The 21,734-nt window shown below is 63.0% G+C and carries 20 protein-coding genes; 14 read left to right on the top strand and 6 right to left on the bottom strand.

From position 1 onward, the window contains the following. The first annotated feature begins 43 nt into the window (after positions 1–43). The gene (locus ACVIGB_RS28110) at positions 44–1,108 is read left to right on the top strand and encodes an aromatic ring-hydroxylating dioxygenase subunit alpha (protein ID WP_456720193.1); all 1,065 of its coding nucleotides are present in this window, start codon (positions 44–46) and stop codon (positions 1,106–1,108) included. A gap of 281 nt (positions 1,109–1,389) precedes the next feature. Beyond that, entirely contained in the window at positions 1,390–2,454 is a 1,065-nt protein-coding gene (locus ACVIGB_RS28105; RefSeq protein ID WP_456720194.1) for an alpha/beta fold hydrolase, read from the top strand. 69 nt (positions 2,455–2,523) lie between these two features. On the opposite strand, the gene ACVIGB_RS28100 is transcribed toward ACVIGB_RS28105, so the two are convergent. From ACVIGB_RS28100 to ACVIGB_RS28090, 3 genes are all read right to left on the bottom strand, one after another. Further along, positions 2,524–2,874 carry a RidA family protein gene (locus ACVIGB_RS28100; RefSeq protein ID WP_028339041.1) on the bottom strand — a complete coding sequence of 117 codons (351 nt, stop codon included), beginning with the start codon at positions 2,872–2,874 and terminating at the stop codon, positions 2,524–2,526. 178 nt (positions 2,875–3,052) lie between these two features. Beyond that, a complete protein-coding gene (locus tag ACVIGB_RS28095) occupies positions 3,053–3,976 on the bottom strand; it encodes an alpha/beta hydrolase family esterase (RefSeq protein ID WP_456720195.1) in 924 nt (307 codons plus the stop codon). A gap of 78 nt (positions 3,977–4,054) precedes the next feature. Next, complete coding sequence (locus ACVIGB_RS28090) at positions 4,055–5,512, bottom strand: CDGSH iron-sulfur domain-containing protein (RefSeq protein WP_456720196.1); 1,458 nt, start codon at positions 5,510–5,512, stop codon at positions 4,055–4,057. A gap of 107 nt (positions 5,513–5,619) precedes the next feature. Here ACVIGB_RS28090 and ACVIGB_RS28085 point away from each other — a divergent pair, with 107 nt between their 5' ends. Beyond that, on the top strand, positions 5,620–5,967 hold the full coding sequence (locus tag ACVIGB_RS28085) for a winged helix-turn-helix transcriptional regulator (RefSeq protein ID WP_456720197.1): 348 nt from the start codon (positions 5,620–5,622) through the stop codon (positions 5,965–5,967). A 250-nt stretch (positions 5,968–6,217) separates the two neighbouring features. On the opposite strand, the gene ACVIGB_RS28080 is transcribed toward ACVIGB_RS28085, so the two are convergent. Further along, positions 6,218–7,936 (bottom strand): putative bifunctional diguanylate cyclase/phosphodiesterase, encoded by a 1,719-nt coding sequence (locus tag ACVIGB_RS28080; protein ID WP_456720198.1) that lies wholly within the window; start codon positions 7,934–7,936, stop codon positions 6,218–6,220. Positions 7,937–8,970: 1,034 nt separating this feature from the next. Between ACVIGB_RS28080 and ACVIGB_RS28075 the strand changes: the two genes are divergently transcribed. The 3 genes from ACVIGB_RS28075 to ACVIGB_RS28065 all read left to right on the top strand — a co-directional run bounded on the left by ACVIGB_RS28075 (position 8,971) and on the right by ACVIGB_RS28065 (position 11,689). Continuing rightward, positions 8,971–9,762, top strand: coding sequence for a TetR-like C-terminal domain-containing protein (locus ACVIGB_RS28075; protein WP_456720199.1), 792 nt, complete (start codon positions 8,971–8,973; stop codon positions 9,760–9,762). 201 nt (positions 9,763–9,963) lie between these two features. After that, complete coding sequence (locus ACVIGB_RS28070; RefSeq protein WP_456720200.1) at positions 9,964–10,782, top strand: MEDS domain-containing protein; 819 nt, start codon at positions 9,964–9,966, stop codon at positions 10,780–10,782. 553 nt (positions 10,783–11,335) lie between these two features. Next, positions 11,336–11,689, top strand: a complete 354-nt coding sequence (locus ACVIGB_RS28065) for a hypothetical protein (protein WP_338062342.1) — start codon at positions 11,336–11,338, stop codon at positions 11,687–11,689. Positions 11,690–11,755: 66 nt separating this feature from the next. Here the strand turns inward: ACVIGB_RS28065 and ACVIGB_RS28060 are convergent, their stop codons facing one another. Then, positions 11,756–13,414, bottom strand: a complete 1,659-nt coding sequence (locus tag ACVIGB_RS28060; protein WP_456720201.1) for an FAD-binding dehydrogenase — start codon at positions 13,412–13,414, stop codon at positions 11,756–11,758. Between the two features lie 278 nt (positions 13,415–13,692). On the opposite strand from ACVIGB_RS28060, the gene ACVIGB_RS28055 reads away from it, so the two are divergent. From ACVIGB_RS28055 to ACVIGB_RS28030, 6 genes are all read left to right on the top strand, one after another. Next, positions 13,693–14,169 (top strand): hypothetical protein, encoded by a 477-nt coding sequence (locus ACVIGB_RS28055; RefSeq protein WP_456720202.1) that lies wholly within the window; start codon positions 13,693–13,695, stop codon positions 14,167–14,169. Between the two features lie 98 nt (positions 14,170–14,267). Next, a complete protein-coding gene (locus ACVIGB_RS28050) occupies positions 14,268–14,504 on the top strand; it encodes a hypothetical protein (protein WP_224924176.1) in 237 nt (78 codons plus the stop codon). An 18-nt stretch (positions 14,505–14,522) separates the two neighbouring features. Then, positions 14,523–15,113 carry an SCO family protein gene (locus ACVIGB_RS28045; RefSeq protein ID WP_456720203.1) on the top strand — a complete coding sequence of 197 codons (591 nt, stop codon included), beginning with the start codon at positions 14,523–14,525 and terminating at the stop codon, positions 15,111–15,113. Between the two features lie 91 nt (positions 15,114–15,204). After that, entirely contained in the window at positions 15,205–16,248 is a 1,044-nt protein-coding gene (locus ACVIGB_RS28040; protein ID WP_456720204.1) for a transporter substrate-binding domain-containing protein, read from the top strand. A gap of 249 nt (positions 16,249–16,497) precedes the next feature. Next, positions 16,498–18,138 carry a lysine--tRNA ligase gene (locus ACVIGB_RS28035; protein WP_456720205.1) on the top strand — a complete coding sequence of 547 codons (1,641 nt, stop codon included), beginning with the start codon at positions 16,498–16,500 and terminating at the stop codon, positions 18,136–18,138. Between the two features lie 247 nt (positions 18,139–18,385). Further along, positions 18,386–19,171 carry a class II aldolase/adducin family protein gene (locus ACVIGB_RS28030; RefSeq protein WP_456720206.1) on the top strand — a complete coding sequence of 262 codons (786 nt, stop codon included), beginning with the start codon at positions 18,386–18,388 and terminating at the stop codon, positions 19,169–19,171. Positions 19,172–19,359: 188 nt separating this feature from the next. Here ACVIGB_RS28030 and ACVIGB_RS28025 read toward each other — a convergent pair whose 3' ends face one another. Beyond that, complete coding sequence (locus tag ACVIGB_RS28025) at positions 19,360–20,013, bottom strand: S24 family peptidase (protein ID WP_092119263.1); 654 nt, start codon at positions 20,011–20,013, stop codon at positions 19,360–19,362. Positions 20,014–20,212: 199 nt separating this feature from the next. On the opposite strand from ACVIGB_RS28025, the gene ACVIGB_RS28020 reads away from it, so the two are divergent. Together ACVIGB_RS28020 and ACVIGB_RS28015 are read left to right on the top strand one after the other, a co-directional pair. Further along, a complete protein-coding gene (locus ACVIGB_RS28020; RefSeq protein WP_456720207.1) occupies positions 20,213–20,557 on the top strand; it encodes a DUF952 domain-containing protein in 345 nt (114 codons plus the stop codon). After that, on the top strand, positions 20,554–21,651 hold the full coding sequence (locus ACVIGB_RS28015; RefSeq protein WP_456720208.1) for a quinone-dependent dihydroorotate dehydrogenase: 1,098 nt from the start codon (positions 20,554–20,556) through the stop codon (positions 21,649–21,651). Before ACVIGB_RS28020 ends, ACVIGB_RS28015 begins: the two co-directional genes overlap by 4 nt. The last annotated feature ends 83 nt before the right edge of the window (positions 21,652–21,734 follow it).

Below are 21,734 nucleotides of genomic sequence, written 5' to 3'. Positions count from 1 at the left end.
TCACCTAACCTCATTGCAAGCAATAGTGCATTGGGAGGGTGACATGGCCGATGACGGAATTTTCCTGCGCAACGCCTGGTATGTGGCGGCGCTGAACCACGAGCTGATCGACGGCAAGAAGCTGGCGCGCACCATCCTGGAGCGGCCGATCGTGCTCTATCGCGGCGCCAGCGGAAAGGTGGTCGCGCTCGACGACCGTTGCTGCCATCGCGCCGCGCCGCTCTCGATGGGGCGCGTCGAGGGTGACGACATCAGGTGCATGTATCACGGCATGAAGTTCGCGGCCGACGGCAAGTGCATCCAGATCCCGGGTCAGGACGCGATCCCCGCCAAGCTCGGCGTCCGCAGCTATCCGGTGGTCGAGCGCTACAACATGATCTTCATCTGGACCGGCGATCCCGAGAAGGCCGATCCGAAGCTGATCCTCGACTATCCGCCGCTCGAGGATCCCAAATGGCGCGGCCTGCCGGGCTATATGCACTACAAGGCCAATTGGCTCCTGATCGTCGATAACCTCAGTGATTTCGCGCATCTCGCCTTCGTGCACACCAACACGCTCGGCGGTTCCGAGGAATACGCCTACAGGACCAAGCCGGTCGCGATCGAGAAGCTGGACGACGGATTCCGTGTCGAGCGCTGGCACATGGGCGCCGACGCGCCGCCCTACCACAAGAAGGTTATTTCCAACCGCGACGACAAGGTCGATCGTCGCAATATCGGCCGCATGATCGTGCCGGGTATCTTCACGCTCGACACGACATTTGCGCCGGCCGGGCAGGGTGTGGAGAAGGGCGTTCAGGTTCCGGGCACGCGGCAATACCGCAACGCGCAGTTCATGACGCCGGAAACGCGCTCGTCCACGCACTTCTTCTGGAACTACCTGCACGATTTCGACATCGACAATCCGAATATCGCGCTGTCGCTGCGGCATTCCCTCGAGGAGGCCTTCAACGAGGACAAGGACTTCATCGAGGCGCAGCAGAAGGTGCTCGACGTCGATCCGGACTATCAGCTGCTTGCGATCGGCGCCGATGCGCCGCTGACCTATTTCCGCTGGCTGTTCGCGCGCAGGCTCGATGCGGAGAAGACCGCGGCGCGTGCCGCATAGTCGCTAACGCGGCGGTGTCCCCGCCTGGCGGCAAGCCGTGCCGGGATCGCGAGATCGTGACGTCCCGGCCTGGCTGCCGTCCTGGCGGTTTTGGCGTAAAGTGATCAACGTGAATTCGTCGGTTCTTGATCAGGGTCAAGGCTTCGACCCGTGCCGGTCGGACTATCCCGGTGGCGATCAATCGGTGAATGAGCTTGCACGAAAAGGCGGACCCAGCGGAACGAAGTGCGAGCCCCAACTGGGTGCAGCACGCTTGGCTATGGCCGTTTGAAGCCACGCGGTTGGCGCTCGATATCTACTCGCAGTGGTACCCCAGTCGCGCGCCCGAGCCGACAGATGCGGCGGGCGAAGTCGCGGCGCTGCCGTGGACGACAGCCAATTCGGTCGCGCTGCAATTGCCGTCGATGCGCCTGCTGGACTTCTCGAACGCGGTCGAAGGCCAGCCGCTGCTGGTCTGCGCGCCCTACGCGCTGCATCGTGCGAAGATAGCGGATTTTGCCCCTGGCCACAGCCTGATGGAGGCGTTACAGGGCGCGGGTATTACGCGTCTCTATCTCACGGATTGGCTCTCGGCGGCACCGGAGATGCGATATTTCTCGATCGACACCTATCTGTCCGATCTCAACGTGGCCGTCGACACGATCGGGCCGCCCGTCGATCTTGCTGGCCTCTGTCAGGGCGGATGGCTGGCGCTGCTCTATGCAGCACGTTTTCCCGGAAAGGTACGGCGGCTCGTGCTTGCAGGCAGCCCGGTCGACGTCTCGGTGCCATCCGAACTGTCCAAGATGGTCGCCTCGCTTCCGCAGCAAAGCTTCGAGGCAATGGTGCGTCAAGGAGAGGGGATCGTCAGCGGCAAGAACATGCTGCAGATCTGGAGCCTCCCGCTCAGCACGCTTGATGTGGAAGCGGCGCTGCAGCGGCAACTCGACGGCGAGCCGGAGGATGCACGGGCGCTGCTCGAACGCTTCACGCGCTGGAACGACGAGACGCTTGATCTGCCGGGCACCTACTACCTGGAAGTGACCGACTGGATCTTTCGCCAGAACCGGATCGCGGCGGGAGACATCGTCGCGCTTGGTTGCAAAATCGATCTGGCTGCAGTGAAATTGCCAGTATTCGTGCTCGCGGCAGAGAACGACATCGTCGTTCCACCCGATCAGGCCTTTGCGACAATCGGGCTGTTAGGCACGCTGCCGGCGTGGCTGCAACGCGGCATCGAGCCGTGTGGTCACCTCGGCCTGTTCATGGGCTGCAAGGCTCTGGCTGGTTCGTGGCGTCGGATTGCGCGTTGGCTTCAGTCCGATCTCGGTGAGGCTGCGGCCGAGCGATCGCGGATCAGCGCATGAGGTGCCAATGAAATGCCCCGAACTGCAATTTGCAATCCGGGGCATCTGTCGCGATGACCTGCGTCGCGCCTACTTCGCCGCGACAACCATGATCTCGACATTGTACTGCGGAGCCGCGAGCTTGGCCTCGACGGTGGCGCGGGCCGGGGTGTTACCCTCCGAGACCCAGCCGTCCCACACCGCGTTCATCTCCGGGAACGTCTTCATGTCGGTGATGTAGATCGTCGCGCTGAGCAGCTTCGACTTGTCGGTGCCGGCCTTGGCGAGGTGGCCGTCGATGATCGACAGGATGTCCTTGGTCTGGTCGGTGACGCTGCCGCCCGCGGCCTTGCCGGCGACGACGCCGGCGAGATAGACGGTGTTGCCGTGCACGACGGCCTGGCTCATGCGCGGGCCGGTTTCGAAACGCTGAATGCTCATTTGGGTCTCCACTTGACTGGCGGGCACTGTCTCGAGCGTTTTCAAGCGAAGTCGCTACCGGTTCGCGTGAAGAAAACGCGTCAAGACAAGAGATCGAGAGGTTGGTTCTGATTTTGATCAGAACCAACCCTCTAGCCTGTCACGGCGACCACCGCCACTGCACAATTTGCAGCACCGCTCACGGAAATCGCGCGAAGAACGCCCAAATCGTGTCGGCGCCGTCGATGTCGCCGTTTTGGGGCCCGAGCAGCATCGCCGCCAACTTCGTAAAATGCGCGTCCGGGAAGTGGCCGGGCATGCGATGACCGCCGCCATTCACGCGGTAAAGCACGACGTCACGTCCCTGCGGGCAGGCCGAGTCGATTCGCGTGACGGTCGATTGATCGGACGGATTGCGGTCGGGCAGGTCAGTGGTTGCGGCGTCCCTGGTTTCGCAGCCATCGACACGTCGCCAGAATTCCAGTGTGCGCTCGGTCGACCAGAACCCGTCGACTGCAAAATAGCTGGTGCCGCGGCCGCCTTGATAGGGGATCAGCGGGTCGACGGTGCCGTTCATCAGGAGCATCGGGACCGGACGCGCGGGCCGGCAGGCGCGGGCGGATTCATCGGTCAGGTTCATGACGACGCTGGCCGCCGCGGCGAACAGGTCGGCGCGTTCGCAGGCGAGCGTCATGGCCATCGCGCCGCCGTTGGAGATACCGGTGACATAGATGCGCTTCGGATCGGCAATGCCGTCGCCCACCAGCTTCGCGATCAACTGGGTGATGAAGGCGACGTCGTCGGTGCCTTCCGGCGGCGGATTGCCGGCACGCCGCTGGTCCGGCCGGGAGTCGGCCCAGGCATGGTTCAACCCATCGGGATAGACCGCCGCAAAGCCGTCGCGCCGGGCGATCAACGGCCACGACGTCCGCGTGATCATGTCGGCACTGCTTTGGGTCTTGCCGTGCAGCACGATGACGAGCGGCGCCGGCTTCGCGGCCGGAGGTTGCAACGTGAATGTTCGTGTCGTGCCGTTGATGACGAGCGAATCCGCAGCTGCCGGCCCATCGCTCAACGCAAGTGCACCAGCCAGAACCAGCAAACCGATTGGACACTGTCGCATCGCCAAAGAAACCCGCCTTCTGCGGCGATTGCAGCACGCCGGCGAGGCGGGTTCAACCAGTCTGTCCGGAGCGTGGCTTCACGATCCGGTCGGTGCGTCCCGCGCATCGGCCCAGCGAGTGAACAGCGCCACCTGTTCGGCCGGCCAGGCGCCGTCGCACGGCATGGTGCCGGCTTCCAGCCGAGCCAGGATCTGCCGGCAGTGCTTGGTGACATCCGCCTCCTTCCAGAGGTCGAAGGCGAACAGCATCGAGTTGCGGTCCATCGACCGGAACAGCGGCCGGATGTGCTGCTCGAATTGCACCGCTTCATCTGGACCGGGCGGTGTGCTGCTGACTTGGTTTGCGGCCTGCGTATCGCTTGCGATTGCGGGCGGCCGCGCGGCGGGCGTTGCGTTGCAGACCCACCACCAGCGCGGCACCGGCATGTTCGGCGGCGGTTTTGCGCCGGTGCCGGAATTCTCCACCGCGATCCGCGAGCCCCATTCGATATAGGCGACGAAGGCGGCGCGGAATTCCGGATCGGACGGCAGCCCGGCATCGTCGGCGCTCTGCACCATGTAGGTGGCCCACAGCGCGCGCTGCTCCGGCCTGATCTCCTTGCCGATGTGCTGCGACACCATCCGCCGATAGCCGCCATAGCGTTCGGTGTAGAAGCGCGGCCCGCCGAACACCTCGCTGAGCCACGCCGCCACCCGTTCGGGATGATCCGGCGACATCTCGGCGAACAGCGGGGAGAGCAGCGGATCCTCCGGCACATAGCGGCTGTAGAAGATGCGCGTCATGTCGAGCAGCGCGGGATAGCCGCCGGCCCATTCGAACAGCGTCGGCTCGCGCATCGGATCCGGAACGGGATCGTGAAATGCGACATTCCAGTGCATCCCGCTGCAGAACGGCTTGTTCAGCGACGAGCCGCAGCGGCACAGGCTGACATGCTCCAGTGACGCACCCGCGTTCCGCGCGACCGGCGCGCCATCCTCGTCGACCAGTTCGACCTGGCCGGTGACGCGATAGGGACCGTCCTTCGACACTTCGATCTGCGGCGGCCGCTCGACGTCGGACAGGTTGGCATCCCGCGCCGGGCCAATGCCGATGCCGAGCGCGCCCGATGGGCATCTGCGCACCGCATTAATGAGGTCGTCGAGGCGCGCCCCACTCGGCGCGATGAAAGGCTCCTTGCCGAGATGGAACACCGAGTTGAGCCGGTCGGTGCAGAAGCCGGAATGCGCGCAAGTGCCGCGATTGTCGAACACGTAGGCTTGCTGCCCCGCATAGATTTCGAGCTTGTCGGGCACGCGCCGCGGATCCCTGGCGTCGGTGAAGCCGCGCGTGACGTGGCTGTCGTCACAGAACGGCTTGGTTTGCGATTGCCCGCAGCGGCAGAGCCGCACCGGCGCTTCGGCTGCGATCGGCACACCGAGATGATCGACAACGGGAATGCCGGGGTCGGGTTCGTAAGGCCCGTTGCGTCTGACGATGATGCGCTTGCGCTTGTGTTGCTGGTCGCTCGGGCCTCGGGCGGAACTGTCCTCTGTCATGCCTTGCAATGATCTCCCTGAACTCGCCCAACCCGTGCAAAGCGTGCTTAGATGGATCGACGGCGGCTCTCAACGAACCAGATGGAAAGTGCCGCGGGAGGGTTGCGATGATCCGCAAGACCAAGCGCAAATATGGTTGCCCGGTCGAGTTCTCGATTGATCAGCTCAGCGGCAAATGGAAGACCGTGATCCTGAGCCGGTTGAAGCTCCGGCCGATGCGCTATGGCGAATTGCGCCACGACATCCCGCAGCTCAGCGACAAGGTGTTGACGGAGCGCCTGCGCGATCTCTGCAATTCAGGCTTCGTCAAGCAGGAGCGCGGCGGCGGCTCCTCGCACTATTGCCTGACCAAACGCGGCGAGATGCTGAAGCCGATGCTGCAGGCGCTCTACGATTGGGGCGAAGCCAACGCCGACACGTTCGGCGTCCGCTTCGCGAGCGCGGAGGCGGATTAGAGCGTGAACTCGTCAAAGCAACGAGACCCTTTCAGGCTCACCTCTGCTTAGCGCCCAATAGCGGCGCGAGAGGCGACATTCCGGGGCCGCCGCTTTGGGCCAAATCCGGAAGTGGCGAAAACGGCTATTCGCTACTTCCCAATCGGCAATCAGCGCGTTCGGCCTCGGGCGCGCCGCCCGCTGCCGCAGAGTCTCGCTTGGCGACCCAGAACGCAAGCGAACTCGATCGATTCGGCAACTTATTGGCCGCTCACAGAACGAAGCGGCGCGAGCCGACTTCAGGTCCGCAAAATATGGCTGATCGCAGATAGTTTTCAAATGCGTCGGCCGGAAGCGGCTTAGAGAACAGGAACCCTTGCAATTCCGAGCAACCTTCCACCCTTAGAAAATCGGCTTGGGCCGTGGTTTCGACGCCTTCGGCGATAACTTCAAGTCCAAGGTTGCGTCCCATCACGATGATCGAACGCACGATAGCGGTGTCCTCCGCGGCGGAATGCGCACCGATTTTCTGGATAAAGCTCCGGTCTATCTTTATCCGCGTGAGCGGATAACGGGTCAAATAGCTGAGAGAGGCGTAGCCCGTGCCGAAATCGTCGAAAGCGATGCCTACACCTCGCGCTCGCAATGCTCTCAGCGGTGACAGCGTTCCTTCCTCACGACCGAGCGCAATGTTCTCGGTGATTTCAAGCTCGAGGGCATCGGCAGGTAAGCCGCTTTCGGACAAGGCTTGCTCGACATCCTGCAGCAGTGAGCCGTTACGGAATTGGGTGGGGAAGAGATTCACGCCCATGCGAATTGGCGGGAGGCCTTTCGCGCGCCAACTGGCCGCTGTCTTGCACGCGTCGGTGAGGATCCATCGGCCGGTTTCAATCGCGACCGCGCTTTCGCAGAGCGCGTCGATGAAGGCTCCCGGCGCCAAAAGGCCTCGCTCCGGATGGTGCCAGCGAAGCAGGGCTTCAGCACCAATCACGGCGCCATCGCGCGATCTCACCTGAGGTTGGAAATATATGACAAACTCTTGGTTAGCGCATGCACGCCGCAGCTCCGTATCGAGTTCGCGGCGACGGTTAGCTCGCGCGCGCAGGGTCGGGACGTAGAGCCGACACGACTGACTACCAGCCGCTTTCGCGTCATGGAGCGCGAGGTCGGCATTGGCGAGCAAATCATCGACGTTCGAACCATGGGCCGGTGCAATCGCAAGGCCAAAGCTCGCGGTGACGAACAATTGGTGACCATCGATTTCAAATTGCGCGGTAAGGCGTTTCAGGATGGTCTCCACGACGTCGGCCGCAACCGATGGATCGCCGCAATTCTCAAGCAGAAGGACGAATTCGTGTTCGCCCAACCGATAAACGCGGTTCTCATCCAATACGGATGTCAGCCGTCCCGCGACTTCCTGCAGAAGTTTGTCACCAACCGCATGACCAAGTGTATCGTTTACGTCCTTGAATCCGTCGAGATCGACCATCGCGACCGTGATCGGATGGGCGGGATTGCCTGCGCGTTCCCTCAATATCGTGTCGATATCCTTATGCAGGCTGACGCGGTTGGGCAGGCCCGTCAGTTGGTCGAAGTGGGCCAGTTGCTTCAAGGCCTCCATCTTCTCGTGCACGGTCGCATCGGCGTCAGCGCGTTCTTTCGAGGCCAAAGGAAGCCATCGCAACACGAGTAGGCCGAACACCGCACTAGCCGCCACGACGTTCATCACCTTCGGAAGAATGAGGTAGGTAGGATTGCCCAGCACTCCGACAATGGAGGCCGGAAACAGTCCGTACTGACCGCCGAAGTACAAACCGAAATACAGGTTCTCGATGATATTCCGACCGGTGTCGATCACGATAACGGACAGTAACAGGCGCACCGCACCAAAGGTTCGGGGGTTGCGGACAAACGCCACGCACACCGGTGTCAGGACAGAAAGCCAGAGTGCGATGATGACCCAGTAAATCAGTGCGGCAGCGAGGCTCATGAACACGTAGCCTTGAGGGATTCGTCTTCTGTCTATCAGCGGTTGCAATAACGGTTGGTTGATTGGTGGGTGAGGATTTCAGGAGATGAAACTAACGGGACGTTAATGCGCGCAAACGGCCCCGCGTATTCTTGAGCCTAACTTGAGAGGTTCGCAGGACTAGATGCTAACGCTTTCGTCTAAGGATCGGATATTGTCGCCGCGCGCCAGTTTGGGCACTCACGCGTCGCCTGGCGACGTGCTGGGATCCGCTGCGGGTCAAAAGCGCCGTGTTGACCCTCAGCCGGTGACTTCCGGTCTGCCCCAATCAATGGACTTCGCCAGACCGGCCCGACTGGTCCGGTTCGTGCCAAAAGCTGGCTTGCCGATTCGGCAACAAGCGCGCACCTCGCAACTCTACTAGTAGGCAGACCAGCGTTGCCCGCGTATTTGACATGCCAAATCGACTTAACCGGAGAGGCCGCGCTCCGCATTCATCAGGGATCGGGCCGTAATACATCATTAACCCGGCGAGAAGAGCGGGTTCGACGCGGTTAGGCCGCGGAAACACACGGATGCCGCGCGATGGGTATTTCGATGAACACTCGTGTCATTCAATCGACAGCAACGCAGCCGCTGGAGGCGATGGATCTTCCGGCTCAGCTACAGACCGGCGACGCCCCTCTTGCCCAAGCTCGAAAGCGTGGACGGCCTCGGCCGCAAACTGTCGGTTTTTCGGCACTTCGAAAGCAGCTGAAGCGCGTAACATTCGATCCTCCACTTTACGCGAGATGCATGTCCATAGACGGCATGTGGTCGATGGATTGTCTTGTCATGAGCGTCTGGGATAGCGGCGCGCGGCTTCAGGCTAGGTGGCCTCGAGAAATTCGGGAGTTTTTTTTGCTGTTCACGTCGTCAGTGAAGCCGGTCTATCGACGCTGCAGGCGGGTCCGGATGCGCGGGCAACAAATCGAAGTCGAATATCAGCGCATGCGTCCAAGCTTTGCACTAGCGGCGGAGTCGGCACACCTAGAGCTAGCTTCCAGAGCATGACAATGGATCTGCAACGCAGCTCTAATGAGCCGTCGGCAACGCCAACGGAGCCCCACACCGAGGCCGACCGGTACGACAGCTGCCGCGCCGAACCGACGCAGGTACGACCGGCTTCACCAACAGTGGAGCCAGACAAGCGCCAGCCAGGCGATGCGATGCGCGACAGCATTGGAGGGGAGATGCTTGGCGACTCGCTGGCCCCCGCGCTGGCTTCCCACTGTAGTTTGGATAGGACAAAGCCGGCCTCTCAGCACTACTGCTCGGTCCAGGAGATTGTGTCGACTTCGTGGGACAGAAGACTTGCTGACGAGCTGATCACCGAGCTCGAGATGTATACGGGCGAAAGGCGCTCAGTTAGAGAAATGCGGAAGTTTCTTGCGCTGAAAGCCTGCCGAGGGCTCCTTGACCGATTGCAATCCGCGCGCCGCGATAAAACCTCTCGTCAGGCTCTCAGATCCGTAGCTCATGCGATGCGGGAATATGCGCTAGAGCGTCCCATTCTAGCGGCATCGGCTCTTCGCCCTCCCACGACCGATTGTCCGGAATGGAATGAGGCGCACGCGCGCCTCAACGAGTTTATGATCGACCTGCTTGCGGAGTGCGGCGTCTACGACAATGCCGCGAACACGGCCCTGTGTACGCTGAGGAGCCTCGTGCGCGGTTTTGTCCTGCATGAGGTGTTGAATTCGTTCCTGGCGACCTACTCTTATGCGGATGCGTATGACGGTGCGATCGATGTTTTCATCGCCGGAATTTCAGTGCTTTCAAACGTCGATCAACGGGGAGGCTGCTGAGGTTTGTCCAGCAGCAACCCCGACGACTTTTCCTGTGAAGATGCGACAGCCACGCTGAGAATTTCTCCACGAGAACAGGGTGAGCGCGTTCTTTGATCATACGAACGGAGCGATTGTGAACACTAGTGAACACTGGACATTGGCGCGAAAGTCGGATTATGCAGGCGGAGGGGCAAGATGCGCACTGGAGATTACTAGCCGATGGTCAGCGCTAAGCCTCCCAGACCGAAATCCGCTCAATTGCGTCGTACCGGAATTTGCGTCATCGGTGATCGCCCTTGGGGAACTCACTTTTGCCTTTTCTATGAGACACCGCAGGATCTATTGGACGTTCACGTCAGGTATCTGAGCACGGGATTAGCTGACAACGAGCTCTGCATCTGGGCGCTGTCGGACCCGGTGAGCACCGCGGCGGCGGTCAGCCATCTCCGCGCGAGCGTTCCCGGATTCGACGAACTTGTGCGTGAAGGTCGGCTCGAGCTGGTCCCCGGATACGAATGGTATCTCAAGGGAGATAGGTTCGACCCGCGGCGCATCACGAACAGCTGGCACGACAAGCTCGATGAGGCCCTCGCCAGAGGCTTTGCGGGACTGCGCGTGAGCGGGAACGCGTTCTGGTGCGAGAACGGCATGTGGAGCGAATTCAACGACTATGAAGCGGAGCTTCATCATACCCTTGATGGACGAAAGATGATCGTGCTCTGTACCTACCCGCTCGAAGCGAGCAGAGCAGCCGATATACTTGATGTCACCCGGACGCATCATCTTTCGATCAGTATACGTAATGGAAGATGGGACGTTCTCGCGGATATCGGTGCCACTGGAAGAGGAGCCGAAGGCCTGACTGAGCGTGAGCAGATAATCTTGGTACAGTTGGTTAAGGGCTCCTCCAGCAAGGAGACCGCTCGCGCGCTCAAGATAAGCCCGCGAACCGTAGACTTTCATCGCGCCAACATCATGCGTAAGCTTGGTGCGCGGAATATCGCAGAGCTTATGAACGTCGTGCTCTGCAGCCAGTGATCAGCAATGCGTCATGTATGCCGGCGCGCGTTCGCTCGTAATTCTGGGTCAGACGAGGCACCGTATTAGACCGACGATCGGCGATGACCGCTATGGGTCAAAAGCGGTAAGGTTCAGAGCGCGCTGACGCTTTCCGGTCTGCACCTCAAAGCAGCCGCAAGGCGCTTATGAATTCACGCCCTAGAGCAAGATGAGATCAGGCTGTGGCCGCGAATACGGCGCGTTCGCTCTCCCGCCTACGGCGTGGAAGCGTCAGTTGCAGAAGTCCGTAAAAGGCCACATGCGACAGCCTTCGAGTGAGCGGAACTTCGCGCAATTTCGGAATATTAGAAGTATGCTCCTGAGTTGCCCGACGTGTCAAGTTGCTTGGTCGAACGCCGGCCACCACCGGCTACTTTGCATGGGGTTGTTTTCGATATTTTGGCAACGCCTCCTGCGACGGTCCCACAACGTCATACTGCACCAGTCTGGAGAGCGGATTTCCGGCCGGAACCATTAGCGAGGACAATGCGTTCACGCCGGGTGTTGGGGGCAATCAACACAAGGAATGCTCATGCGCATCTCTACGGCATCCGTCATCGCTGCGGCGCTCTCGCTTGGAACACCTGCTTGGGCACAAGTGCAGGGAACGCAACCGAAGACGCCGCCGCAGGCTCAGTCCGACGAGTCCACCGTCATCCGGAGCATACAGGTCGTGGACGTCAAGGAACTTCAGCCTGAGGTCCGGTCAAAGGTCGAGGCTGTCGTCGCAAAGGCAAGCGAGGACGACCTGAAGAACCTGCGGGGTTCCATCGACGCGTCCAAGGAAGCCGTATCCGCGCTCAGGGCGAAGGGCATGAGCTCGGCACAAGTTGTCGCCGTCAATCTCGCCAACGGCGTCCTGACGCTTTTCACCAAGACAGCCTGAAGGCATTCACGCCTTGAAGTCGGGCTCAACAAGAAGGCCCGCCGGTTCACACCCGGCGGGTCCAAACTAGCCCACCGCCTTCGCGGCCGCACGCCCTGCGTTGCGGCCCGAGAACAGGCAGCCGCCGAGGAACGTGCCTTCCAGCGAGCGATAGCCGTGCACGCCGCCGCCGCCGAAGCCGGCGGCTTCGCCGGCTGCATAGAGTCCGCGGATGATCTGGTGATCGTTACCGAACACGCGCGAATCGAGGTCGGTCTCGAAGCCGCCGAGCGTCTTGCGGGTGAGGATGTTGAGCTTCACCGCGATCAGTGGGCCGTGTTCGGGATCGAGGATCCGGTGCGGCTTGGCGGTTCGGATCAACCTGTCGCCGATATAGCGCCGCGCATTGTGCAGGTTCATCACCTGCGCGTCCTTGACGTAAGGGTTGGTGATCTCGCGGTCGCGCGCCTCGATCTGGGTCTTGATGGCATCAAGCTGCAAGAGGTCATTGCCGGCGAGCTTGTTCATGGCGCCGACGAGGTCGGTGAGATTGTCGCGCACGATGAAGTCGGCGCCGTGCTGCTTGAAGGCTTCGACCGGCGCCGGCGCGCCCTTGTTGGTGGCGCGCTTGATGGTCATGCGCCAGCTTTTTCCCGTGAGGTCGGGGTTCTGCTCGGAGCCCGACAGCGCGAACTCCTTCTTGATGATGCTCTGGGTCAGGATGAACCACGAATAATCGTAGCCCGTGCCCATGATGTAGTGCAGTTGCCCGAGCGTGTCGGAGCCCGGGAACAGCGGCGCCGGCAGCCGCTTGCCCGTGGCGTCGAACCACAGCGACGACGGTCCCGGCAGAATCCGGATGCCGTGACGCGGCCAGATCGGGTTCCAGTTCTGGATGCCTTCGACGTAGTGCCACATCCGATCGCGGTTGATCAGCCGGCCGCCTGCCGCCTCAGTGATGCCGATCATGCGGCCGTCGACATGTTCGGGTACGCCGGAGATCATGAACTTTGGCGGCTCACCGAGCCGCTTCGGCCAATTCTGCCGCACCAGATCATGATTGCCGCCGATGCCGCCGGAGGCGACGATCGCCGCCTGCGCGCGCAGCGAAAAATCACCGACGACGTTGCGAGAGGAGCTCTTGCCGCGCTCGACATCAGATGGTTCCAGGATCGCGCCGCTCACGCCATCGACCGTGCCGTTGCTGATACTGAGTGCATCGACGCGGTGGCGGAACTTGAACACCAGTTGGCCGTTCTTCGCGGCCTCGCGCGCGCGGCGCTCGAACGGCTCGACGATGCCGGGGCCGGTGCCCCACGTGACGTGGAAGCGCGGCACCGAATTGCCGGGGCCCATGGCGTCGTAACCGCCGCGCTCGGCCCAGCCGACCACCGGGAAAATGCGGTGGCCCATCGCGCGCAGCCAGTCGCGCTTCTCGCCCGCCGCGAACGCGACATAGGCTTCGGCCCATTTGCGCGGCCAGTGATCCTCCTCGCGATCGAAACCGGCGGTGCCCATCCAGTCCTGCATCGCGAGTTCGGCCGAATCTTTGATGCCAAGCCGGCGCTGTTCCGGCGAATCGACCAGGAACAATCCGCCAAACGACCAGAAGGCCTGACCGCCGATGCTCTGTTCCCCCTCCTGGTCGAGCACGATGACGCGCTTGCCGGCGTCGGCGATCTCGGTTGCGGCGACCAGACCGGCAAGTCCGGCGCCGATCACGATCACATCTGCATCGTCAGCCATCTTGATTTCCCCCGTCCCGCCGGAATTCAAGACCGCGTCGTTGTGCGCGGTCAACGCCAAATGGACCTTGCCTGTGGCGGCGAGGCACCAAATGGTTGCGGCAAGTTGTTCCAGTTTGGGACCTTTTCCACACGCCACTGCAGCGCCCGCGCAACACCCAATTTGAATTTGTTTTGACCGGCCTCGCTCGTCTGGACAAAAATCGGCGGCGGCAACACGCTCACGATTGTCTTGCATCACAGACCAAACAGATTCGGTTTCGACTGGGGCTGGCCAAAATGAAGTTGATGACGGGGTTGCTCGCTGCGGTTCTCCTGCTGGCGGGAATGGGGGCGTCTCAGGCAGTGGTCAGGATCGCCGACGATCGCGGCGGCAAGATCGGCATCTATGTCGACAAGTATCAGGACCTGCGCACATCGGGTGAGACCGTGATCATCGACGGGCTGTGCGCCTCGGCCTGTACCATCGTGCTCGGCAAGGTCCCGCATGACCGGATCTGTGTGACCTCGCACGCCAGTCTCGGCTTCCATGCCGCCTGGGACTACGGCGACAACGGCCGCCCGGTCCCCAATCCCGAAGCCACCCATATGCTGTACCTGATGTACCCTCCGGCGGTGCGCAGATGGATCGCTGACCGCGGTGGCCTGACCCGGCACATGATCTTCCTGCGCGGCAAACAACTGCAGGCGCTGTACAGGCCGTGTTACCTCAACGCCCAGGCCTCGGCGCCCAAATTCGCTGAGCCCGCGCGCTGAGCCCGATCTCGGCGAGCGCCCTCTCTCGTCATGGCCGGCAGTCCGGGCATGGCGAGGTTGGCGCCGGGCAGCGCCTCGCTATCATTTGACGGCCTGCGATGGCCATTGCGCTTGCTGCCTGCCGGAACCCGGCTTATCTCAACCGCATGGTTCAGCCGATCTCCACCCGATCCGAGCTCGTGACGGCTCCGCAGGGCCGGGTGGCATCTGCAATCCTGTGGGGCGCTGCTGGCATCGGCGGATTGGCCTTGCTCGCCGCTGCCGCGCTCTGGTTCCACTACGGGACCGCGGTGTTTTTCGAAATGATCACGGCCGGCATCGCCGCCTGCTTCTGACAAGGACGCTCTAGCATCATGCCCCGGACCACGCGCCCATTGGTGATCTTTGCTGCCTTCGCGGGCAGTCTGGCGGTCGGCCTGTTCCTCATGTTGTGGGCGGTCGGCGGCTTGCGCACCGTCGCCGCGCCAGCCGCGATCGGCGGGCCGTTCCAGCTTACCGACCAGTCCGGCCAGACCGTCACCGACAAGAACCTCCAGGGCAAGCCGACACTGATCTTCTTCGGCTTCACCCATTGCCCGGACATCTGCCCGACCTCGCTGTTCGAGATCTCGGAGGTCCTGAAGGCGATGGGCAAGGACGCCGACCGCGTGAATGCCTATTTCGTCTCGGTCGACCCGGAACGCGACACCGCCACAGCGATGAGGGACTACCTTTCGAGCTTCGATCCGCACCTCAAGGGCCTGACCGGCGATCCCGCCGCGATCGCCAAGGTGCTGTCGAGCTACCGGGTCTACGCCAAGAAGGTGCCGCTGAAGGATGGCGACTACACGATGGATCACACCGCGCTGATCTATCTGATGGACCGCGACGGCCATTTCGTCGCGCCGTTCAATCTGAAACGGACGCCGGACGAGGCGGCGACCGATCTCAAACGGTATCTCTAGCCGCCATTTCCGGTTCAGAATTAACCCATTCGGCGCTCGCATCAGGTGGCGGATGGTCTATAAGCCGTTCAATTCCCTGATATTGCCGGTTATGCCAAATCTGTCTGCCCAACCCTTTGCCGTCCGCTCGCGCCAGCTCCGCCTGGCCGTAGGGATGATGGCGGCCGCCCTGCTGGCCTCGGCGGAGCCTGCGCTCGGGCAGACGCCCTCGGCGCCGCAGACACCGCCGGCCAAGCCGGCGCCTGCGCCGGCCCAGCCCGCCAAGCCTGCCCCCGCACAAGCGGCACCAGCGACGCCCCCCGTAGCAACGCCCCCGGCTGCTGCCGCCCCGTCGCCTCCGAACCAGCCGCCCAAGGCCGCCGAAGCCGCGCCGCAAGCGGTGCCGGGCTTCTGGGACCCGCGACGACGGCCGGATCGGCCCGACCTGTCGCGCCTCACCGTGATCCGCTTCCTGACCGAGACCGACTATCCGCCGTTCAACTTCACCGGTCCAGACGGCAATCCCGCCGGCTTCAATGTCGACCTGGCGCGTGCGCTCTGCGACGAGATCAAGGTCACCTGCACCATCCAGATGCGCCGCTTCGAGACCCTGATCGATGCGCTGGCGACCAACCGGGGCGATGCCATCATCGCGTCGATGGCGGTGACGCCGCAGCTGCGCGCCAAGGTCGATTTCACCGATCCCTATTACCGCGCGCCGGCGCGCTTCGTGTCGCGCCGCGACAACGTGATGCCGGAAATCCGCCCGGAATATCTCGAGGGCAAGAAGGTCGGCGTCATCGCCGGCACCTCGCACGAGGCCTACCTCAAGGCGATGTTCACCGACGCCGAGATCCATTCCTATCCGGATAACGACGCGCTGCGCGCGGCGCTGCGCCGCGGCGAGGTCGACTTCATCTTCGGCGATGCGATCTCGCTCGCGTTCTGGATCAACGGCACCGATTCCGCCGAATGCTGTGCCTTCTCCGGCGGTCCCTTTGTCGAGAGCCGCTATTTCGGCGAGGGCGTCGGCATCGCCGTGCGCAAGGGCAACGATCTGCTCCGGCAGTCGCTGAACTGGGCGCTGTTCCGGATCTGGGAAAAAGGCCGCTTCACCGATCTGTGGCTGCGCTATTTCTCGATCAGCCCGTTCTGACGCGGTGATCTTCACCTCGCCCCGCTTGCGGGGAGAGGTCGGAATTCAAGCGCAGCTTGAATTCCGGGTGAGGGGGGCCCTCCGCGAATTCCTCTCTTGCTGGTTACGCGGATAGAGCCCCTCTCCCCGCATCCGCCTTCGCCGGAAGGCGGGCTTCGGCGGACAAGAGGGCGGGGCGAGGGAGCGTCGTTTTGCATTTTGCCGCGAAAGCGTTAGTTTTCGCGGCCTTTTTGGAGAAAGCCTGAAGAAATGTCCGTGATTGATCTTGCTGCCAGCCCGAGCGACCTGCGGGCGCTCGCCGAACAATCCAATGCCTGGCCGTTCGAGCAGGCGAAAGCGATTGTGGCGCGGCTGAAGAAAAATCCGAAGGACGAGGTGCTGTTCGAGACCGGCTACGGCCCCTCGGGCCTGCCGCATATCGGCACCTTCGGTGAAGTCGCGCGCACCACGATGGTGCGCCACGCCTTTCGTGTGCTCACCGAGGACAAGATCAAGACGCGCCTGCTCGCCTTCTCCGACGACATGGATGGCCTCCGCAAGGTGCCGGACAACGTGCCGAACAAGGAGATGCTGGCGCAGCATCTCGGCAAGCCGCTGACCAAGGTGCCCGATCCGTTCGGCACCCATCCGAGCTTCGGCCAGCACAACAACGCGCGGCTGCGCGCCTTCCTCGATCAGTTCGGCTTCGACTACGAATTCGCGAGCTCGACCGAATACTACACCTCCGGCCGGTTCGATGCCGCCCTGCTCCGCATGCTGGAGCGGATCGACAAGGTGATGGCGATCATGCTGCCGTCGCTGCGCGAGGAGCGCGCGGCGAGCTACTCGCCGTTCCTGCCGATCTGTCCACGCACGGGCCTCGTGCTCTACGTGCCGGTGACGGCGCACGACGCCAAGGCGGGCACGATCTCCTATGAAGATCCCGACACCAAGGAGTCCGTCACCGTTCCGGTCACCGGCGGCCGTTGCAAGCTGCAATGGAAGCCGGACTGGGCGATGCGCTGGTACGCGCTCGGCGTCGACTATGAAATGGCCGGCAAGGACCTGATAGACTCGGTGAAGCTGTCGGCCAAGATCTGCTCGGCGCTCGGCGGCACGCCGCCCGAAGGCTTCAACTACGAACTGTTCCTCGACGAGAAGGGCCAGAAGATCTCGAAGTCGAAGGGCAACGGGCTGACGATCGACGAATGGCTGCGCTACGCCTCGCCGGAATCGTTGTCGCTGTTCATGTATCGCGAGCCCAAGGCGGCGAAGCGGCTCTATTTCGACGTCATCCCGCGCAATGTCGACGACTACCAGCAGTTCCTCGACGGCTTCACGCGGCAGGAGGCGCGGCAGCAGCTGCAAAATCCGGTCTGGCACATCCATTCCGGCAAGCCGCCGCAGGCTGACATGCCCGTCACCTTCCAGCTCTTGCTGACGCTGGTGTCGTCGTCGAATGCGGAGAACGCCGAGACGCTGTGGGGCTTCATCGGCCGCTATCGTCCGGGCGTGACGCCCGAGAGCCATCCGAAGCTCGATGCGATGGTCGGCTATGCCATCAACTACTATCGCGACTTCGTGGCGCCGACCAAGCAGTTCCGCGAGCCCACCGAAGGTGAGCGCGCCGCGCTGCAGGACCTGCGCGATGCGCTTGCCAACATGCCGGCCGCCGCGACCGCGGAAGACATCCAGAACGTGGTCTACGAGATCGGCCGCCGCGAGCCGTTCCTCGACATGGTCAAGAAGGGCAAGGACGGCCGTCCCGGCGTCTCGCTCGACTGGTTCAACATGCTCTACCAGGTGCTGCTCGGCCAGGAGAAGGGCCCGCGGTTCGGCTCCTTCGTCGCGGTGTACGGCGTGCAGAACGCGGTCAACATGATCGACGGCGCGCTGGCGCGGTCGTCGTAGTTTGAGGAACGTGTAGCCCGGATGGAGCGCAGCGCAATCCGGGAAGCGTTCCCGGCGGCCCCAGGTGTCCCGGATTGCGCTGCGCTCCATCCGGGCTACGGCACCACGGCTGCGGCGTAGCGCCGCAAAATCCGGATGGCTGATCCCCGGCAATTTCAGCCGGGGTTGCGGCCGGCTTGCGCTACACTCCGTCCCACAAAATCAGCACGGCCTCCGTCGAGAGGCCGGCACAGATGGGAGCATGCGCATGCAGTTCAGGGTTTCGCCGATATCGCTGCAGGACAGTTCGAGCGCCGAGGAATGGCAGGCGCGGGTCGATCTCGCAGCGGCGCATCGGCTCGCCTACAACCACGGCTTTTCGGAAGGCATCTTCAACCATCTGACCTTCGTGGTGCCCGGCCGGAGCGACCGCTACTACCAGATCCCGTTCGGCATGCACTGGTCGGAGGTCACCGCATCGTCCTTCATGGAAGTCGGCATCGACGATGCCGAGGTGAAGCGAGGCGAGGGTGAGGTCGAGCGCTCCTGCTATTGCATCCATGCGCCGATCCACAAGGCGCTGCCGCAGGCCAAGGCGGTGTTCCACACCCATATGCCGTATGCGAGCGCGCTGACCCGGCTCGAGGATCCGCGCATCAAGGAGATCGGTCAGACCGAGGTCGGGCTGTCGGAAGCGATCGCCTATGACGATCTCTACACCGGCCCTGCGCTGGATCCCGAGGAGGGCGCGCGGCTCGCCAAGGTGATCGGCAACAAGACCATCCTGTTCATGGCCAACCATGGCATCTCGACCGTCGGCGAGACCGTCGCCGACGCCTATGACCGGCTCTATTACATCGAGCGCGCCGCGCAGGTGCAGATCTATGCGATGTGGACCCAGCAGCCGCTCAAGCAATTGCCGCAGCATGTGGTGGAGAAGACCAAGCGCGATTTCCGCGACGACCATCTCTACAACGGCCCGAGCCCGGCGCAGCGGCATTTCGATGCGCTGAAGCGGATGCTGGACCGCAAGGAGCCGGACTACGCGACGTAAGCGCAGGTAGCGAGGCGCAACCGCAATCTCCGCTGTCGTCCCTGCGAAAGCAGGGACCCATAACCACAGGGTTGGGTTGTCAGAGCAGGCTGTGGCCCCAGCCTTCTCCAGCAGGACGTGTGGTGGTTATGGGTCCCGGGTCGCGCTTCGCTTGCCCGGGACGACGGGGGGGCGATGGGTTCGTCGAATTACTGGCTCGCCCACACGACGCGCGCGATCCACGCGACCTCCTCGGCATCGAGCATGCGGTCGGGGTGCTCCGGATTGAGCGATGCGAGTTCCAGCACCTTGCCGGTGCGTCGCTTCAGTTCCTTCACCATCACCTCGCCGCCGGTGGTGCGCACCACGACGCGGTCGCCACGGCGGATCGCGGTCGCGGGTGACACAACGATGATGTCACCTTCGCGATAGGCCGGCTTCATCGAGTCGCCCTCGATCTCCAGCGCATAGGCGTGCTCGTCGGTGGTCGCCGGCAGCGCCACTTCATCCCAGCCCTTGCCGGCGGGAAAGCCGCTGTCGTCGAAATAGCCGCCGGCGCCGGCCTGCGCGAAGCCGAGCAACGGCACCGACTGGCCGGCGCGCGGGCCATCACCGAGCAACTGCACGAAGGTCTCCATGCTGGCATTGCTCGCGGCCAGCGCCTTGGAGAGCGATTCGGTCGACGGCCAGCGCTCGCGCCCGTCGCCAGTCACGCGCTTGGACTTGTTGAAGGTGGTGGGGTCGAGACCGGACTGCTTGGCAAGGCCGGACGGCGACAGGCCGGCGCGTTCGGCGAGCCGGTCGAGCGCGGCCCAGACCTGCGCGTGGGTCAGCGGTCGGGCGGCTTTGGACTGTTTGGCCATCGAGGACACCCCGGATGGTAGGAATTATTACCTGAAACCTGGCGTTTCCGCAAATCTGCCGTCGGATGTGTCCCCCACCGCTTGAGTTGCGCCGCCGCCGCCGATACGGTCCCTCGCTCGCCATATGGCGTCTGGGGCATTTCCCCTCAAATCCGGATAAAACCCCAAGAGACTCAAGGACAAAAGGGAAGGCCGGCCCGTGCCCATGATCTACAAAATCACCCCCGCTTCGGCCTGGCGCGAGGCCGAGCGACAGGGCGTCTACCTGGGCAGTGCGGACGACAATCGCGACGGCTTCATCCATTTTTCCACCGCCTCCCAGGTGGCCGAGACCGCGCGCAAGCACTATCACGGGCAGACCGGCCTGTTCCTGGTCGCGGTCGATGCCGATGCGCTCGGCGACGCCTTGCGCTGGGAGCGCTCGCGCAATGACGAACTGTTCCCGCATCTCTATGGCGAACTCGACCTCGGCGCGGTCACCGAAATCCTCAGCCTGCGTGCGCGCTCCGACGGCGGCCACGACGTTCCGGAGCTCAAACCGTGATCCGTGCCTTCGACGCCTTCTCGCTGCCGCTGCTGCGCTGGTTCGATCCCGAAGACGCCCATCGCATGGCGATCCAGGGCTTGAAGCTGCTGCCGCCGATCCGGCAGCGGCCGGATGATCCCAAGCTCGCGGTGCGCGCCTTCGGGCTGAACTTTCCGAACCCGATCGGTATGGCGGCGGGTTTCGACAAGAGCGCCGAGGTGCCCGACGCGCTGCTGCGGCTTGGTTTCGGCTTTGTCGAGATCGGTTCGGTGACGCCGAAGCCGCAAGCCGGCAACCCGCGGCCGCGGCTGTTTCGCCTCGAGCGCGACGAGGCCGTCATCAACCGCATGGGCTTCAACAATGACGGCGCGGAAGCCGTGCTGCGCCGGCTCGCCGCGCGCGCCAGCGGCGGCGGCATCATCGGGGTCAATGTCGGGGCCAACAAGGATTCGACCGACCGCGTCGCCGACTATGTGAAGCTGATCGAGACGTTTGCCCCGGTCGCGAGCTATTTCACCGTCAATGTTTCTTCGCCGAATACGCCGGGCCTGCGCAATCTGCAGCAATCGGCGGCGCTCGACGATCTGCTGGCACGGGTCATCGATACCCGCGAGCGCGTGCGCAAGAACGCCGGCGATTCGCCGGTGCTGCTGAAGATCGCGCCGGATCTCAGCCTCACCGAACTCGACGATGTCGTTCATATCGCCCGTTCGCGGCACGTCGACGGCATGATCGTCGCCAACACCACGCTGGCGCGGCCCTCGACCTTGCGCGAGGAGAACCGGGCCAGGGAGCAGGGTGGCCTGTCGGGCCGTCCGCTGTTCCGCCTCTCGACCCGGATGGTCGCCGAAACCTATGTCCGCGTCGAAGGTGCATTTCCGTTGATCGGCGTCGGCGGCATCGATAGCGGCGGCGCCGCGCTGACCAAGATCCGCGCCGGCGCCAGCCTGATCCAGCTCTATTCCTCGCTGGTCTACAAGGGCATCGGCCTGGTCGACGACATCAAGCGCGATCTGTCCTCGACCCTGCTGCGGACCGGCCGTGACTCCCTGTCGGAAATCGTCGGCGCCGATGCCGCGACCATCACGGCCGAGGATTGGCCTGTCAGGTAATTGCCCGTAGCCCGGATGGAGCGAAGCGCAATCCGGGACAGTCTCGCTGCGGCATAGGTCCCCGGATTTCGCTTCGCTCCATC

The organism is Bradyrhizobium sp. USDA 4341, assembly GCF_054063755.1.
This window is presented reverse-complemented; position numbering and strand designations above follow the sequence as displayed.